This is a genomic window from Massilimicrobiota sp. SW1139 (assembly GCF_012027715.1).
In the GTDB taxonomy this organism is placed as follows: Bacteria; Bacillota_I; Bacilli_A; order Erysipelotrichales; family Coprobacillaceae; genus Allocoprobacillus; species Allocoprobacillus merdigallinarum.
In genome coordinates this window covers 1-16,147 of the sequence record NZ_SJOR01000016.1, presented here as the reverse complement: position 1 = coordinate 16,147, position 16,147 = coordinate 1, and the positions used below count along the sequence as shown (strand labels likewise).

The following is a 16,147-nucleotide window of genomic DNA, read 5'->3' as shown; positions in this document are numbered from 1 at the left end:
AAAATAAGAGAACAGCTAAATCGCTATTCTCTTATTTTCATTTATTCATAAAAAAAGCCCTTGAAATAAGGGGCAGTTTTTATAACACTTTTTGTCCGTTGTAAGTTCCGCAATGTTTGCATACTCTATGAGATAATTTATATTCTCCACATTCTGGGCAAACAACGACACTTGGTACTGTTAACTTGTCATGTGTTCTTCTTTTGTTTCTTCTTGTTTTTGAAACTCTTCTTTGTGGTACTGCCATAGGTACACCTCCTTATTCCTTATCCTTAAAATAATCTTTAAGCTTCGCTAAACGAGGATCAATATAATCCTCATCATGTTTTTCATCCTCTTCACTTAATACTTTCCAGCCATGACCTTGAGTCTTTAAAGAAGCACCTTCCTTAACAACTCTCATTGGAACTTCCAGCATAATCTCCTGGAAAATGACAGGTGTTAAATCAACAATGTTTTTCTTAACTTCTATAACCTCTTCATCATCTTGTGGTTTATAAAAAGCAAAAATAACATTTGATTCAATATGGAAAGGATAATCCACATCTTCCAATGATATGGCACATGGTAAAATCAATTCTCCATCTATTTGGAAATCAACGTATAATTGATGATTTTTTGTGTCTAAACGTCCCTGTCCTTGAACATGAACATCCTTTAAACCATTAATTTGGGATAAATTATGGAACATTTCTGATGGAAAACTTAATTTTTCATCAAAATGAAAACAACCATCTTTTTGTTTAATAATCCATTGTAAATTCCATTTCAAAAAAATCACCCTTTACATCGCATAGCCCATTATATATAAAAGTAAGAAATATGTCAATCTAAATTTAAATATTTCATTGAATATTTCCACTCTTTTCAAGTAAAACTATGTTTATTTCCTAAACTATGTTAAACTATCCCTTGGAGGTGAAAGCCATGAGAATATTAGGATTAATTGTTGAATATAATCCTTTTCATAATGGACACATTTATCATATCCAAAAAGCAAAGTCTCTGGCACAATTTGATTATACAATTGCGATTATGTCATCATCATTTGTACAAAGAGGTGAACCAGCTATTATTGATAAATGGAAACGCAGTCAGTTAGCAATCGAATTTGGTGTAGATTTAGTGATTGAATTACCTTTTGTTTATACTTGCCAGAGTGCAGACTATTTCGCAAAAGGAGCTATAGATTTATTAGCAACTATAGGAGTCACTGATATATGTTTTGGTAGTGAAGATGGCCGTATTTCAACTTTTGTTGATATTGCTCAAGCCATTTTTCAGCATCAAGATATCTATAATGAATATGTTCAAAAAGCTATGAAAAAAGGATTACGCTATGCTGATGCCTGCAATCAGGCACTTCAATACATTATGAATAAAGAAATTAAAACACCCAATGATTTATTAGGACTCAGTTATGTCAAAGAAATTATTTTCCATCAATATCCTATAACTCCTCATTGTTTTCCAAGAACAAATGCTTATCATGGATTAAATCTTCAAACCATTGCCAGTGCATCAGCTATCAGAAATGCTATAAGAAATAAGCAAGATTTTTCTCATTCCCTACCTCATGCCAATCTTTATCATCATTGTGATCTTTTTCAACTTGAAGATTTTTTTCCATATTTACAATATCAAATTTGTACATCCAGTTTACAGGAACTAAAAAGCTATCATATGGTCGATGAAGGTTTAGAAAATTTATTATATAAACATATCCAATCTTGTTCATCAATGGAAGAATTCATCAATCAGTTATCCTCTAAACGTTATACACGTCCACGTATTTCGCGTATGCTTATTCATATTTTAATGAAGAACACAAAAAATGATATTCATAATGCCATGCATGTCGATTATTTAAGAGTCTTAGCTATGAATCAAAAGGGAAGACAATATTTATCTACTATTAAAAAAACATGTCCTTATTCTTTAATTACTAACCTGCCAAAATATCATCACCCTGCTTTAGAAATAGAACTGAAAGCAACACGTTTACTTTCACTTTTATCTTCTCACCCACAAGCACTTATTCAAGAAGAATTTTCACATATTCCATTGATTCAATCATGAGGTTTATGATATAACAATTATCTGTGGGGTGAAAAAAATGAACGATTTAGACATTTTACAACAAATCAATAAAATTGGACAATTGTTATTAAAGCATGGTGCAGAAATATACCGTGTAGAAGAATCTTTAAAAAGAATGTGTGAAGGATTTGGCTTTACTGATATTGAAGTTTTCGCAATCCCATCATATTTTACTTTATCATTAACTTTGCATGATGGAACACCCTATCAATCATCCAGGCGATCACGTAGTAATCGTACTCATCTGGATCATTTATATGAACTCAATTGCTTAGTCAGACAAATCAGTAATCAAGAATTATCTCTAGATGAAATCAAAAATCAAATTGAGATAATTGAATCCGAAAGATTGAATTATCGTCTCATACTTATTGGCTATATTGTATCCGCAGCCATGTTCTGTGCATTTTTTGGTGGACATATTAACGAAATGATTGTTTCTGCTTTTATCGGGTTTATTTTATACTATTTTATATATCTTTTAGAAAAGCTTGATGTTAATGGAATCGTTCGTACAATTCTAGCAAGTATGGTTTTAGCCAGTATTGCTATTATTGCACAAAAAATAAATTTCATTACCAATCAGCAGGCAGTGATTACAGGAACTTTAATGATTCTTGTTCCTGGTATTGCTATTACAAATAGTCTAAGGGATATTATTGGCGGTGACTTTGTTTCTGGATTATCTCGTATGATTGAAGCTATTTTAATAGCTGCCAGCATTGCTATTGGTGTAGGGATTATGATGATGGTTTTACAAGGAGTTTAAAATGGAAGGGTTTATACAATGTTTATCAGCTTTTATAGGCTGCTTTGGTTTTACTTTTATATTTAGAATACAGAAAAATATTCGATTTTCTTTAACAGGATCTCTTATTGGTGCGCTAGGATGGTTTATTTATTTAGCAACTGCTTCACTCAACAATATTTTCCTACAAAGTTTTATTGCAATGCTTTGCGTATCATTGCTTGCTGAATGTTTTGCTAGGTTTTTCAAAGCCCCTGCTACCATTTTTATTGTTATCGGTTGCTTTCCATTAGTTCCTGGTAGTGGTATTTACTATACAATGCTGTATGCTGTACAAGGGATGAATGACCTTTTTATGAAAAGCTTTTTATCCACTTTAGGAACCAGTCTTTCACTAGCTTTAGCTATTTTGATTTCCTCTACAGCATTTCAAGTTTATAAAAGAATCAAAACAAAGAATTTTATTGATATGGGATAAATAAAAGAAGTTATAATGCTAAGATGATGAGCATCTTGTATTATAACTTTTTATTTTATACACATTCATAAAATCATATCATTATATAATAAATAAGGAGATGAACAAAATCATCTCCATTTATAATCAATCATGGTAGCTTGAAAACTTTTAACTTCTAAAGTAAGCCTTCATCAGTTCGTTTTCAATCCATTCTTCAAATAACAATATAAACCGCATAAAGAGAACTCAAAGTATTGAATTTAAACTCTTAAATGTGCTCCATATTCTTTAGAAACAGCATTTAAAATTTGTTCCATAGTTGCATTAATTGTTGCATCATCCAATGTTTTTGAAGCATCCTGGAATGTTAACGCAATAGCAACAGACTTTTTACCACTTTCAATACGTTCTCCTTCATAAATATCAAAAATCTTTGTATCAACAATGAAACGTTGACCTGCTTTACAAATAGAGCGTACAACATCATTAACAGGAATATCTTGATCCATAACCAAAGCAATATCTCTTGTTACTGAAGGATATTGTGGAATATCTGTAAATTTAATTGCTGGTTTCTTTAAATTTAATAAAACAGATAGATTTAATTCTGCAACATAGACATCTTTGACATCATATTTTTTCGCAAGGCGAGGATGAATTTCACCAATAACACCAACAATGTCATTACCCATCATTAAATATCCACTTCTTCCAGGATGGAAGTGTTGATTATCTTCTTCAACACGTTTTAATGTATAACGTGATTCTTTAATTCCTAATTTCTTTAAAATTGTTTCCACAAATCCTTTAACCAAATAGAAATCAGCTTTTTGTTGAATTTGTTGCCATGTCACATCATGATACATACCTGTGCATGCAATAGCTAAATTTTGAATTTCATGACCTTGAGAATAAGTATTAGAAATTTCATAAATCATAACATCTTTTTGAGAATGAGCTGTATTATAATTAATTGCCTGTAATAAAGATGGAATTAATGATTTTCTTGTTACACTTCTTTCTTCACCGATTGGCAACATTAAAGCAATATGATCATCTTTATGGAAAAGATTAAAATCATCTACCATAGATGGTGAAGTCAACGTATATGTTATAACTTCATGTAATCCTAAATCTGTTAATAAATGTCTTATTGCTTTTGTATGACTTTGAACAGGTGTTAAAGCCCCTTTTGTCATTTCCATTAATGGTAATGTAGATGGAATATGATCATAACCATACATTCTAGCAATTTCTTCAATGACATCCGCATCCATTGACATATCATTACGATATGATGGAACATGAACAGTAAATGTTTCATTATCTAATGTATATGTAAAATGTAATCTTGTTAATATATCTTCAATATCTTCAGTTGAAATTGTTGTTCCTAATAATCCATTGACACGTGATGTTGTCAATGTAATCACTTTTTCTGCCATTTCATAATCAGTCATGACTGTTTGATAAATTTCTTTAGCATCAGCCAATTCTTCAAGTAAAGCAGCACAACGATTTAGAACACGAGGTGTATTTGCTGTATCAATAGCTCCTTTGATATAGTGTTGAGAAGCATCTGTTAATAAATTTAAACGACGTGCTGTATTTCTTAATGTAGCTCCATGGAATGTTGCAGCTTCAATGACAATATTCACTGTATTTTCATCAATCTTTGTGTCATCACCACCCATAACACCAGCAACACATCCAATTCCCTGATCAGTAGAAACAATAATATCTTCAGGTAAGATTTCATATTCTTTACCATCTAATAATGTTGCTTTTTGATGGAATCCAGTCTTAATAACAAAACGTTTTTCTTTTAACTTATCATAATCATACATATGAATAGGTTGTCCTGTTTCTAACATAACAAAGTTAGAAATATCTACAATATTATTAATTGGCTTAATACCACTTGCCATTAAAAATGTTCTTAGCCATTCTGGTGATTCCTTAGTTTGAACACCTTTGACTAGTTTAGCCCCAAAACATGGACATAAATCTGTTTGTACATCAATTTCAATATCGCTTTCTAATTCATTTAAAGTTTTCATTTCTGGAACATGAACATCTCTTTTTAACAATGCTCCTACTTCATAAGCCAAAGCAATCATTGCCATACAATCAGCACGATTTGGTGTTAAACCAATGTCTAAAACAGTATCATCATACCCCATATATTTTAAAGCCTCTTCACCAACTGGAGCATCAGCATCTAAAACATGAATTCCTGCTTTATCTTGTTCACGTAATAATCTTTGATCAATTCCAAGTTCAGCAATAGAACAAATCATACCATTTGATTCTATACCACGTATTTTGGCTTCTTTAATTTTAAACCCATCACCTAAATCACATCCTGGTAAAGCCACAATCACTTTTTGCCCAGCAGCAACATTAGGAGCTCCACAAACAATCTGTTGAGTGACTCCATTTCCTACTTCTACTTGACAAATATTTAAATGGTCACTATCAGGATGAGGAACCTTTTCTTTTACATATCCAACAACAAGTTTATCACCTCTTGCAAAGACATGCATTCCTTCAACTTCATGACCTATAGATGTCAATTGATCAGCAATTTCCTGAGCTGAAAAATCATCAACTTTTACATATTGATTTAATAATTTTAAACTTGCTTCCATATGTCTAATCCTTTCTTACAAATTGATTTAAGAATCTTAAATCACCACTATAAAAATCTCTAATATTATCAATACCATATTTCAACATAGCCACACGTTCTAATCCAATACCAAATGCAAATCCCTGATAAACCTGGCTATCAAATCCACACATTTCTAAAACTTTAGGATTCACCATACCAGCACCTAAAATTTCAATCCAACCTGTATTTTTACACATTGAACATCCTTTTCCATTACAGTTATAGCATGAAATATCAACTTCAACACTTGGTTCTGTAAATGGGAAATATGAAGGTCTTAAACGAATTTCACGTTTTTCACCAAACATCTTTTTCGCAAATAATTCCAATGTTCCTTTTAAGTCAGCCATGGTAATATTTTTATCAATAACCAATCCTTCACATTGACTGAACTGATGCGAATGTGTTGCATCATCATCATCACGGCGATATGTTTTTCCTGGACAAATAACTTTGATTGGTCCTCTTCCATTAGCCGCTAACATAACATGTGCCTGAACTGGTGATGTATGTGTTCTTAATAAAGTATTTTCATCAATATAGAAAGTATCTTGCATATCTCTTGCAGGATGATCCTTTGGTAAATTCATAAGCTCGAAATTAAAATGATCGCTTTCAACTTCAGGACCTTCTGCGATACTATATCCCATTCCAATAAATAAATCTTCTAATTCTTCTCTAATCATTGTTAAAGGATGAATTGTTCCAAGTGGCAATTGACTACCAGGTAAACTAATATCAATTTTTTCATTTTGAATTTTCTTAAGCATTTCAGCTTCTTCTAATACTTTTCTTTTTTCTTCAATAGCTTGTGTTATCTCTTGTTTAACCTTATTTGATACTTGCCCAAAAGACGCACGTTGTTCTTTAGACATATCTTTCATTGACTTCATTGCAGATTGCATTGGGCCTTTTTTCCCTAGATAGAAAACCCTTAAATCATTTAAATCTTTTAATGATGAACAATCATGAATCTTCAATAAAGCTTCTTCTTTAATCTTTAATAATTCGTCCATAATATCCTCCTTCAAATAAAAAAATCGTTCCACATAGGAACGATTGTATCGCGGTACCATCCTAATTCATAACAAATGTTATGCACCTTTACTGCAATAACGCTGCTTCGCGGCGATGATTAGTCGCACTCCAAGGTGAATTCAATAAATGCATTGTAAGAAAACTTTCAGCCATCGTTTTCCTCTCTGATACAAATTCTTTATCTACTTGTCCTCTTCATCGTATTAACGGTACTATTATAACTAACTTTTTATATAAAAACAAGTTTTTCTTTACTCTTTTAATGCCTGAACAGTGTTCATTTTTAAAATATACAACAATGGTGGTAACTGACTTATCAAAACAAGTAAGTCACTAACAATAAAAACAAAAGCAATAATATTTATATCTACCTGTATAGAAAACAATTCACTTTCAAACATATTCTGTAAAAAGATATTCATCATATGAATCAATTGATAATACAAAATCATGCATATAGACTGTGTTAATATAAGAATTTGTAAAGACTCATAAAGCACAATTTTAATAATATCTAAAGAACTGGCTCCAAAACATTTCATGATAGCTAAATCTTTTTTCTTTTGTATCACATTTAAAAACATAACTTCACCAATCAAAAATAAAGAAGATAAAATAGCCAAAAGAGAAAAAACCAGCAAGGTGATATTCGCTTGATTTAAAACTTGTGATACATTTTGAGTTGTCGATTCTCCTATCGCTAAAAATTCATAATCTGGAAATTGTTTTTTCAACTGTTTCATAACATGATCTCTATGATAGTCAGGATGTACATAAACAATTCCTAAATGTGATGACACCTGTTCAAGCTCATATTGATAAATATCTTTCAATAAATAAATGTAAGCATGATCCATCTGATAGAGTGTATCTAGAGCGGTAGTTTGATTCGTAATACCAACAATTTTATAACAAATACCTTTCACTTCCCAATCATGTTGATACCAGGCATAAACATTCTGCCCGATCAAAGAAGCGACATCCTGCTGTCCACAAAGATGTCTAGCAGTTGAAAGAGATAATAAAATTTCATGATGTGCCTGTGGATAATTTCCGTATTTTAATGACAGATATGTATAAGGAGAAGTATCATCTCCAATAAATAAAGTCTGAGATTGTTCATATCTTTCAGATTGAAAACCAATTCCTAAACATTCATAATCATCTAAAAACATCTCACTTTTCATAATTCCAGGTTGATTTTTTATCTGATCTAATAAATCTAAAGACAGAGATTGTTGATAACGTGATTGAAAACTGATTCCTGATGCAGGAACAAGTGAGTAAATATATTGATGAAACTGCTGTTCAAGATGACGAGTGAGTGTTAATGCTAAAACAATGCTTAATAATGATAATAGTAAACCTATCATCAATTGAAATGAACGTGCCTTATGTGAACATAATGATGCAAACGCAAGGCGCATATGGCATAAGAAATACTTCTTTTGTACAGTTGGAAAACGTTCAATTTTTTCTGTTTCATGAAAGCATATATGCTCAATAATCTGTCCGTCCTGCATTTTATAAACTTCATCACTATATTGGCTTACCAGCTTTTCATCATGAGATACCAAAATAACTAAACGATGTTGAGATTCTTCTTTTAATAATTCCATCACAGCTTGTGCATATTGGGGATCAAGTGATCCTGTAGGTTCATCACATAAAAGAATATCACTACGGTGATAGTGACTTCTTAAATATGCCAGACGCTGTCTTTGTCCAAGTGAAAGTGAACGCAAAGACTGATTTTTTAATGTTTCTAAAGCCAGTGATAATGATGCTTTTTCCTGTTTATGAAAAAAACGTGGTAAACTTATATTTTGTTTTACAGATAGCCACATAATCAGATGAAACTGTTGAAAGATAAAACTGACATGATGGCGTCGATAACGTGTCAAATGATGCTTAACACTCTTGTTTTTCCATAAAATATCACCTTGAAAATCAGTATCAATACCTCCTAGAATATGTAATAAGGTTGTTTTTCCACAACCGCTAGGACCCACAATCGCAACAATGCCTGAAGTTGGAAAACACATACATATGTCATCCAAGACTTTTTGATAGAGATATCTTTTTGAAATATGTTGAACTTCAAGCATATTATTCCTCCCTTAAAACATCAATCTTCGTCATTTTCATCATTTTTCTAACAGGATGCAAAACAGATAAAACACTCATCACAAGATAAATCATAAAAATAATCACATATAAATCATAGCGTGAATAAAAGATAGGCTTTAACAATAATGAAAAAGAAACATATTGCGAAATATTCACAACATGATTGATATATTCATATATAACCATCGCCAGCAAACAACCTCCACCAGCAATAATCAACCCCAATTGCATCGCCTCAAAAAGAGATAATATAAACAGTCTGAAAGATGAAATACCTAGTGATAATAAATATGCAATATCATGTTTTCTTTCAAAATAAATAATGGATTCTACAATTCCAATTAATATCAGTGATATCAACAAACTCATTCCAATGAAAATCATTGCTACTATTTGAGCTAAAGACAATAAAGATTGATAACTTGATACTCTTTCTTGAATTTCACTATAAACAATATAGTCTTTAGATAATGTCTGATATAAACTTTCATTTTTATTGAATTGACTTTCTACAATCAATTCACGATTATTCATCAATTCTGGCATTTCTTGTTTCAATGTATGATTGAGATAAATTTCATTTTGACTGAAAAAATCTTTTTGAAGAACGCCCACAACTGTTAAAGATATACTTTTTTGTTGATATGTTAAAACAATGGACTGCTGATGATATTTTTGATCAAATGACTGACTGACAACAATTTCATGAGCTTCCTGTGGAAAACGTCCTTTCAATAAACGAACATGTGTGTTTTGCACTGGTAAAAAATATAAGGCAGTATCTTCGATTTCCTGTTGGGACTGCCAAAGCTGATATTGTTCTAATTGATAACCATAATCTATATAAGCAATATCTTCATGAGAAAGCATTGTTTCAAATGGCATCCCATCTTTGTTTTCAACATTTATGATATTTTTTAAAACAGCTTGTTGCTCACTTTGAGACGTTGCTTCAAACGCTCCAAAAATAGCTGTTACAATCAAAAAGAACGCTACAATCACTATCCATTGAAATAAAAAAAGAAACATGAGTTTGTTTCTTTGATAGACTATTTGTCTGATAGGATAAAACCATAAAGTATGATGCTGGTGTTTCTTTAAAGATATTTCTTTTGGCTTTTGAGATTGCTTCATATGTCCTTTTAATTGACCATCTTCTAATGTCAATACACTATCGCAATATGTCTGTAACAACTGTGGATCATGCGAAACAATAATAACCAAAGCATCTTGAGAAATCATTTTTAAATATTTCATAACGTCTTGAGCCTGATGATGATATAAAGCCCCAGTCGGTTCATCACATAAAATAATATCGGACTGCTTTAATAACGCCTTCGCAAGAGATGCTCTTTTCATTTGACCACCAGATAATTGCGAAGGATAGCGGGACAACAAATCTTGTATACCAAGTCGTTTCACAACTTTTTGAAGCAATGACGAACTATAATGAAGATGACTGATATGGCAAGGCAAAATAATATTTTCTTTAATGGTTAAAGAAGAAATAAAATCTTTATTTTGCATCATAAAAGACATATGTTCGCATATAAACTTTTCTTTATCTTCAATTTTTTCATGATTAAAAAGAATATCTCCCTCATAATCTTCATCCAATAATCCCATAATATACAAAAGTGTACTTTTTCCACAACCACTTTTTCCTTGAATTCCAATCATTCCTGTGTCTGGAAAACAAATAGAAATATGATTGAGAATTGGGGTTGTTTCATATTGCTTATAAATATTTTTTAACTCTAACATTCTATTCTCCTTTATGTTATAATCTTAGCGGGTGATGCTATGAATCAATTTCCTTATACATTAGATAACAAACGCTATCATACATATAACTATTTTTTAAAAAATAAATATCATCATAAAGTTGCGAAAGTATCTTTAAATGCAGGTTTTACCTGTCCTAACCGAGATGGAACATGCGGGTATGGAGGCTGTATTTTCTGCTCAGATTCTGGCTCAGGCGACTTTGCTGGAAATGTCCAAGATTCTTTACAAAAACAATTTCACGATATTTCTTCGATAATGCGTCAAAAATGGCCTGATTGTCAGTTTATTGCATACTTTCAAGCCAACAGCAATACATATGGTACTGTCGCTCAACTCAAAGAAAGATTTGAACCATTTGTTGATATGAAAGATGTTGTTGGCATTGCGATTGCAACACGTCCTGACTGTTTAGATGATGATATTTGTGATTATCTATATCAATTATCTCAAAAATGTGATTTATACATAGAGCTTGGTTTACAGACTATCCATGATCAGACAGCCAAACTGATTCATCGTGGACACGACTATCAGACTTTTTTAGAAGGACTTGATCGTTTAAGAAAACGCCATTTAGATGTTTGTGTTCATATCATTAATGGTCTACCTTATGAAACATATGATATGATGTTAGAGACAGCAAAACAGGTTGGTCAATTAGATATTCAAGGACTTAAAATTCACAATCTTTATATGCTGAAAAATACCGCTTTACATCGTTTATATCAAAAACAACCTTTTCCTATGTTAACGCGTGAAGACTATATTTCATTAGTTGTTGACCAATTGCAGTATATTCCTAGTCATGTTGTGATTGAAAGACTGACCGGAGATGCACCATTACAAGATTTAGTCGCACCTTTATGGTCAATCAAAAAAGTAACAATTCTTAATGATATTGATAAATTGATGAAAGAAAAAGATACCCATCAAGGGTATCTTCTAGAAAGCTCTGTATAGAGCTTTTTTATTGTGCTTCATGAGTTTCAATAAGTCCGTAACCACCATTATGTCTTTTATAAACAACACTGATTTCATTTGTTTCTACATCACGATAAACAAAGAATGAATGTCCAATCAATTCCATTTGCATAATCGCTTCTTCCATATCCATTGGTTTAGGACTGATTGATTTTGTTTTGACAATAACATCTTCTTCCTCATGTTCTAAAGGTTCAATAGAAGCAACATTAAATGCGAGTTTATTATCTTTAGATTTACGACTTAATCTCGTTTTATACTTTCTAATTTGTCCTTCTAATTTGTCGATAACTAAATCAATAGCATTATAAAGATCATTATCAACAACTTCTGCTCTTAATAATACATATTCTGTTGGAATAGTCACTTCAATTTTTTGACCAACTGGATAAGTACGAATCAAAACTTTTGCTTCAACATTATCACTGACAATGAAATACTTATCTAACATGCTGAGCTTTTTATTGATTTTTGTTTCAATCCCTTCAGTTAGTGCAATATTTTTTCCTCTTATACTGACTTTCATAAATATTCCTCCTTCGTTAATCTTATTATACCATTTCTGTCATATAAAAAACACTCATTTCGCTCAAAAATTAAAAAAGCCCCGTTAGGAGCTTATAAATATTTTTTTAAACTTTCTACTCGATCTAATTTTTCCCATGGAAGATCAATATCTCCCCTACCAAAATGACCATAGACTGCTGTTTTTTGATAAATAGGTCTAAGCAATTGTAAAGTATCAATAATACCTTGTGGTGTCAAATCAAATTCATTTTCAATAGCCTGTAAAATAACATCTTTTGATACTTTTTCTGTTCCATAAGTTTCGACAAAGACACTTGTTGGCTCTTTGACCCCAATAGCATAAGACAATTGAATTTCAATACGTTCACAAAGTCCGGCTGCCACAATATTTTTAGCCATATATCTTGCCATATAAGCACCGCTACGATCAACTTTAGAAGGATCTTTTCCAGAGAAAGCACCTCCACCATGTCTTGCAGAACCTCCATAAGTATCAACAATAATTTTACGACCTGTTAGTCCTGTATCGCCATGAGGACCTCCAATGACAAAACGTCCTGTTGGATTAATCAAAACTTTATAATCTGTATTCATGCCATATTTTTTCACAACATCTTGCATAATGACATTTTGAATATAATCCTTAAAAGCTTTTTCATCAAAATCAGAATCATGTTGAATAGACATTAAAATTGTATCAATACGGGGATGCAAAGCATCTGTATAATCAACTGTCACTTGTGATTTCATATCTGGTCTAGCCCATTGGAATTCACCACTATGGCGTTTTTCAGTTGCATAACGTACCAAGTGATGCGCAATAGAAATTGGTAAAGGCATATATCCTTCTGTTTCATTGGAAGCATAGCCAAACATAATTCCCTGATCGCCTGCTCCTCCAACTTCTTTATTCGTTCCTAAAGCAATATCGCTTGACTGTATACCTATAACATTTTTAATTTCACAATGATGACCATCAATCCCAATCTCATCACTTGTATATCCGATTTGACATAATACATTTCTGGCAATTTGTTCATAATTAACCTCTGCCTGTGTTGTAATTTCACCACCAATGACCAAAAGATTTGTTGTTGTAAAACATTCACATGCTACACGTGAATATGGATCTTCAGCCAAACAGGCATCTAAAATAGCATCACTGATTTGGTCACAGACTTTATCAGGATGTCCTTCTGAAACTGATTCAGACGTAAATAAAATTTTCTTCATTTTTCTCCTCCCACTTTTCAATAAAAAAAGCTTTCAAGAGGAAAGCTTTCTTTCCTCTTATTGTTCAAGTCTAACTTGCTAGGTAAGGCACCTTCTTTATACAAGGGTTGCCACCACTTCATAGATCCTCATCTCGTGGTTCTTAATAAGAGCTTTTATTATTGATATAATTTTTTTAAATCCTCATGACTTAAAGATGTCATAGCTTCAATTAATTCCATGTCTAATCCTAAGTCATAAAGAATTGATGCAATTTTTAATTGTTCTTGTTTTCTGTTCATTCTTATCACCAATCTTATTTTAACCGTAATAAGTAGACATTATTCTACAAAACAAGACTTTCTAAGTATATAAGAATGTTTGTTATAAATCAAGTGATATTATCACATAATATAATTATAATATATTTTTCGTCGTTTTTTTCTCAAATTTTTCTCAATTTTTATTAAATAGCCTGAACTTCTAAAACTCCTGGAACTTCTTCAATTAAAATCTGTTCGACACCATCCTTTAAAGTTGCATCCAACATCATACATCCAGCACAGGCACCATGCATTTGTACATAAACAATTCCATCTTCAAATTTTACAAATTCAATGTCTCCACCATCTCTTTGTAAATAAGGTCTTAATTTATGTATCACTTTTTTAATTTCTGCTTCTTGATCCATGATTTCAGCCTCCTCTATAAATCTTTCTTATTATACCACAATTTTTTAAGAATAAAAGTCCAATGCTTTGATTTCACTTTCCACAAATATGACTTTATGCTATAATGAGTGTGATTGGAGGGCTGTCAATGGAGCATCGTGTCAAAACTGGTGATATTATTGATGTAACCATTACGGGAATTCAACCTTATGGTGCATTTGCATCTTTACCTGATCAATCTTCTGGTTTAATTCATATCTCTGAAATATCTGATAAATTCGTTAGAAATGTAGAAAATTTTGTACATGTTGGCGAAGTTATTCGTGTAAAAGTGATTGATATTGATCATACAACACATCAAGCCAAGCTTTCTTTAAAAGCTGTTCATATGGCGAAAAGAAAATACAAAAGAGCTTATAAAAACCAGAGAGAAAAGATACAAGAAACACCTTTAGGATTTTATCCATTAAAAGAAAAATTGCCTGAGTGGATAACTCTAGGCGTAATCAAGGAGGAAGAATGATGATTAAAGTTGATTTATCAAAAGCAAAATTAACTGAAAGTATGGACTCATACAAAGAACAAGTTGCTCAAATTCATGATATGATCCATAACAAAACTGGACAAGGAAGTGACTTCTTAGGATGGGTTGACTTACCTGTAAACTATGATAAAGATGAAGTTGAAGCTATTAAAGCAAAAGTTAATGAGTTAAAAGATGAAATTGATGTTTTATTAGTATGTGGTATTGGTGGTTCTTATTTAGGTGCAAGAGCTGCCATTGAAGCCTTAAATGGTTTATACCCTACTCATTCTGTGCAAATTATTTATATTGGAAATACATTCTCTTCTAACTACTTATCTCAAGTCAAAGAATATGTAAAAGATAAAGAATTCGCAATTAATGTTATTTCTAAATCTGGAACAACAACTGAAACTTCTATTGCATTTAGAATCTTTAAAGAATTACTAGAATCAACAAAAGGTAAAGAAGTTGCAAGAAAAAGAATTGTTGCAACTACTGATAAAGAAAAAGGAGCATTAAAAACTTTAGCTACTAACGAAGGATATACAACATTTGTTGTCCCTGATGATGTTGGTGGACGTTATTCTGTTTTAACTGCTGTTGGTTTATTCCCTATCGCTATGGCAGGTATTGATATTGATGCTATGATGAAAGGTGCTGCTGATGCAAGAGAAGAATACAGCAATCCTGACTTAGACAAAAATAGCGCTTATCAATATGGTGTTGCAAGACAAATGTTATCAAAACAAGGTTATCCTGCTGAAATGTTTGTAACTTATGAATTACAGTTAGCACAAACTGCTGAATGGTGGAAACAATTATTCGGTGAATCAGAAGGAAAAGAAGGAAAAGGAATCTTACCTACAAGTGCAACTTTCTCAACTGATTTACATTCACTTGGACAATTTATTCAAGAAGGAAGCAAAGTTTTATATGAAACTATTTTAAAAATTGCAAATCCAATTTCTGATTTAGAAATTCCTAGTGATCCTGATAACTTAGATAACTTAAACTATCTTGCAGGAAAAACTGTTGATTATGTTAATAAAAAAGCATGTGAAGGAACAATTGATGCTCATGTCAATACTGGAAATGTTCCTAACATTCAAATCACACTCGATGAATTAACTCCATATTCATTTGGATACATGGTATACTTCTTTGAAAAAGCTTGTGCTTTATCAGTATACTTATTAGGTGTCAATCCATTCAATCAACCAGGTGTTGAAGTTTATAAGAAAAATATGTTTAAATTACTTGGTAAGCCAGGTGTATAGAAGTGAGCAATCAC

The 16,147-nt window shown here is 31.7% G+C and carries 16 protein-coding genes, 1 riboswitch and 1 other annotated feature; of the genes, 6 read left to right on the top strand and 10 right to left on the bottom strand.

Annotated elements, in window-relative coordinates:
- Window positions 1–79: 79 nt before the first annotated feature.
- Together rpmF and E0K96_RS08935 are read right to left on the bottom strand one after the other, a co-directional pair.
- Window positions 80–247: a 50S ribosomal protein L32 gene (gene rpmF, locus E0K96_RS08940; RefSeq protein ID WP_087243058.1), complete on the bottom strand. Its 168-nt coding sequence runs from the start codon at window positions 245–247 to the stop codon at window positions 80–82.
- Between the two features lie 12 nt (window positions 248–259).
- A complete protein-coding gene (locus E0K96_RS08935; RefSeq protein WP_370519905.1) occupies window positions 260–781 on the bottom strand; it encodes a YceD family protein in 522 nt (173 codons plus the stop codon).
- A 146-nt stretch (window positions 782–927) separates the two neighbouring features.
- Between E0K96_RS08935 and E0K96_RS08930 the strand changes: the two genes are divergently transcribed.
- Genes E0K96_RS08930 through E0K96_RS08920 form a run of 3 tightly spaced genes read left to right on the top strand, consistent with a single transcriptional unit; the run spans window position 928 to window position 3,326 of the window.
- Complete coding sequence (locus E0K96_RS08930) at window positions 928–2,079, top strand: nucleotidyltransferase (RefSeq protein WP_168082637.1); 1,152 nt, start codon at window positions 928–930, stop codon at window positions 2,077–2,079.
- 37 nt (window positions 2,080–2,116) lie between these two features.
- Complete coding sequence (locus tag E0K96_RS08925; RefSeq protein WP_168082635.1) at window positions 2,117–2,869, top strand: threonine/serine exporter family protein; 753 nt, start codon at window positions 2,117–2,119, stop codon at window positions 2,867–2,869.
- Between the two features lies 1 nt (window position 2,870).
- Window positions 2,871–3,326: a threonine/serine exporter family protein gene (locus E0K96_RS08920; RefSeq protein ID WP_087297078.1), complete on the top strand. Its 456-nt coding sequence runs from the start codon at window positions 2,871–2,873 to the stop codon at window positions 3,324–3,326.
- Between the two features lie 242 nt (window positions 3,327–3,568).
- Here E0K96_RS08920 and pheT read toward each other — a convergent pair whose 3' ends face one another.
- The 4 genes from pheT to E0K96_RS08900 form a co-directional block, all read right to left on the bottom strand.
- Complete coding sequence (gene pheT, locus E0K96_RS08915; protein WP_168082633.1) at window positions 3,569–5,959, bottom strand: phenylalanine--tRNA ligase subunit beta; 2,391 nt, start codon at window positions 5,957–5,959, stop codon at window positions 3,569–3,571.
- Between the two features lie 4 nt (window positions 5,960–5,963).
- The gene (gene pheS, locus E0K96_RS08910) at window positions 5,964–6,998 is read right to left on the bottom strand and encodes a phenylalanine--tRNA ligase subunit alpha (RefSeq protein WP_087243070.1); all 1,035 of its coding nucleotides are present in this window, start codon (window positions 6,996–6,998) and stop codon (window positions 5,964–5,966) included.
- 32 nt (window positions 6,999–7,030) lie between these two features.
- Window positions 7,031–7,228 (bottom strand) — a binding site (T-box leader).
- Between the two features lie 43 nt (window positions 7,229–7,271).
- The gene (locus E0K96_RS08905; protein ID WP_168082631.1) at window positions 7,272–9,128 is read right to left on the bottom strand and encodes an ABC transporter ATP-binding protein/permease; all 1,857 of its coding nucleotides are present in this window, start codon (window positions 9,126–9,128) and stop codon (window positions 7,272–7,274) included.
- 1 nt (window position 9,129) lies between these two features.
- Window positions 9,130–10,914 carry an ABC transporter ATP-binding protein/permease gene (locus E0K96_RS08900; protein ID WP_168082629.1) on the bottom strand — a complete coding sequence of 595 codons (1,785 nt, stop codon included), beginning with the start codon at window positions 10,912–10,914 and terminating at the stop codon, window positions 9,130–9,132.
- 39 nt (window positions 10,915–10,953) lie between these two features.
- Here E0K96_RS08900 and mnmL point away from each other — a divergent pair, with 39 nt between their 5' ends.
- Window positions 10,954–11,898, top strand: coding sequence for a tRNA modification radical SAM protein MnmL/YtqA (mnmL, locus tag E0K96_RS08895; RefSeq protein WP_168082627.1), 945 nt, complete (start codon window positions 10,954–10,956; stop codon window positions 11,896–11,898).
- A 7-nt stretch (window positions 11,899–11,905) separates the two neighbouring features.
- On the opposite strand, the gene hpf is transcribed toward mnmL, so the two are convergent.
- From hpf to E0K96_RS08880, 4 genes are all read right to left on the bottom strand, one after another.
- Window positions 11,906–12,445, bottom strand: a complete 540-nt coding sequence (hpf, locus tag E0K96_RS08890) for a ribosome hibernation-promoting factor, HPF/YfiA family (RefSeq protein ID WP_087243078.1) — start codon at window positions 12,443–12,445, stop codon at window positions 11,906–11,908.
- A gap of 92 nt (window positions 12,446–12,537) precedes the next feature.
- Window positions 12,538–13,680 (bottom strand): methionine adenosyltransferase, encoded by a 1,143-nt coding sequence (gene metK, locus E0K96_RS08885; protein WP_168082625.1) that lies wholly within the window; start codon window positions 13,678–13,680, stop codon window positions 12,538–12,540.
- 54 nt (window positions 13,681–13,734) lie between these two features.
- Window positions 13,735–13,832: riboswitch (SAM riboswitch) on the bottom strand.
- A gap of 6 nt (window positions 13,833–13,838) precedes the next feature.
- Window positions 13,839–13,961 (bottom strand): flagellar transcriptional regulator FlhC, encoded by a 123-nt coding sequence (locus E0K96_RS12200; protein ID WP_224759512.1) that lies wholly within the window; start codon window positions 13,959–13,961, stop codon window positions 13,839–13,841.
- Between the two features lie 164 nt (window positions 13,962–14,125).
- Entirely contained in the window at window positions 14,126–14,350 is a 225-nt protein-coding gene (locus tag E0K96_RS08880; RefSeq protein ID WP_087243082.1) for a NifU family protein, read from the bottom strand.
- A 128-nt stretch (window positions 14,351–14,478) separates the two neighbouring features.
- Between E0K96_RS08880 and E0K96_RS08875 the strand changes: the two genes are divergently transcribed.
- Entirely contained in the window at window positions 14,479–14,853 is a 375-nt protein-coding gene (locus E0K96_RS08875) for a CvfD/Ygs/GSP13 family RNA-binding post-transcriptional regulator (protein WP_087243084.1), read from the top strand.
- Window positions 14,853–16,133, top strand: coding sequence for a glucose-6-phosphate isomerase (locus E0K96_RS08870; RefSeq protein WP_087243086.1), 1,281 nt, complete (start codon window positions 14,853–14,855; stop codon window positions 16,131–16,133). Before E0K96_RS08875 ends, E0K96_RS08870 begins: the two co-directional genes overlap by 1 nt.
- The last annotated feature ends 14 nt before the right edge of the window (window positions 16,134–16,147 follow it).

Bases quoted from the DNA above. Each gene is read 5' to 3' on its own strand.
- rpmF (WP_087243058.1), bottom strand. From the start codon at position 247: ATGGCAGTACCACAAAGAAGAGTTTCAAAAACAAGAAGAAACAAAAGA.
- E0K96_RS08930 (WP_168082637.1), top strand. From the start codon at position 928: ATGAGAATATTAGGATTAATTGTTGAATATAATCCTTTTCATAATGGA.
- E0K96_RS08925 (WP_168082635.1), top strand. From the start codon at position 2,117: ATGAACGATTTAGACATTTTACAACAAATCAATAAAATTGGACAATTG.
- E0K96_RS08920 (WP_087297078.1), top strand. From the start codon at position 2,871: ATGGAAGGGTTTATACAATGTTTATCAGCTTTTATAGGCTGCTTTGGT.
- pheT (WP_168082633.1), bottom strand. From the start codon at position 5,959: ATGGAAGCAAGTTTAAAATTATTAAATCAATATGTAAAAGTTGATGAT.
- pheS (WP_087243070.1), bottom strand. From the start codon at position 6,998: ATGGACGAATTATTAAAGATTAAAGAAGAAGCTTTATTGAAGATTCAT.
- E0K96_RS08905 (WP_168082631.1), bottom strand. From the start codon at position 9,128: ATGCTTGAAGTTCAACATATTTCAAAAAGATATCTCTATCAAAAAGTC.
- E0K96_RS08900 (WP_168082629.1), bottom strand. From the start codon at position 10,914: ATGTTAGAGTTAAAAAATATTTATAAGCAATATGAAACAACCCCAATT.
- mnmL (WP_168082627.1), top strand. From the start codon at position 10,954: ATGAATCAATTTCCTTATACATTAGATAACAAACGCTATCATACATAT.
- hpf (WP_087243078.1), bottom strand. From the start codon at position 12,445: ATGAAAGTCAGTATAAGAGGAAAAAATATTGCACTAACTGAAGGGATT.
- metK (WP_168082625.1), bottom strand. From the start codon at position 13,680: ATGAAGAAAATTTTATTTACGTCTGAATCAGTTTCAGAAGGACATCCT.
- E0K96_RS12200 (WP_224759512.1), bottom strand. From the start codon at position 13,961: ATGAACAGAAAACAAGAACAATTAAAAATTGCATCAATTCTTTATGAC.
- E0K96_RS08880 (WP_087243082.1), bottom strand. From the start codon at position 14,350: ATGGATCAAGAAGCAGAAATTAAAAAAGTGATACATAAATTAAGACCT.
- E0K96_RS08875 (WP_087243084.1), top strand. From the start codon at position 14,479: ATGGAGCATCGTGTCAAAACTGGTGATATTATTGATGTAACCATTACG.
- E0K96_RS08870 (WP_087243086.1), top strand. From the start codon at position 14,853: ATGATTAAAGTTGATTTATCAAAAGCAAAATTAACTGAAAGTATGGAC.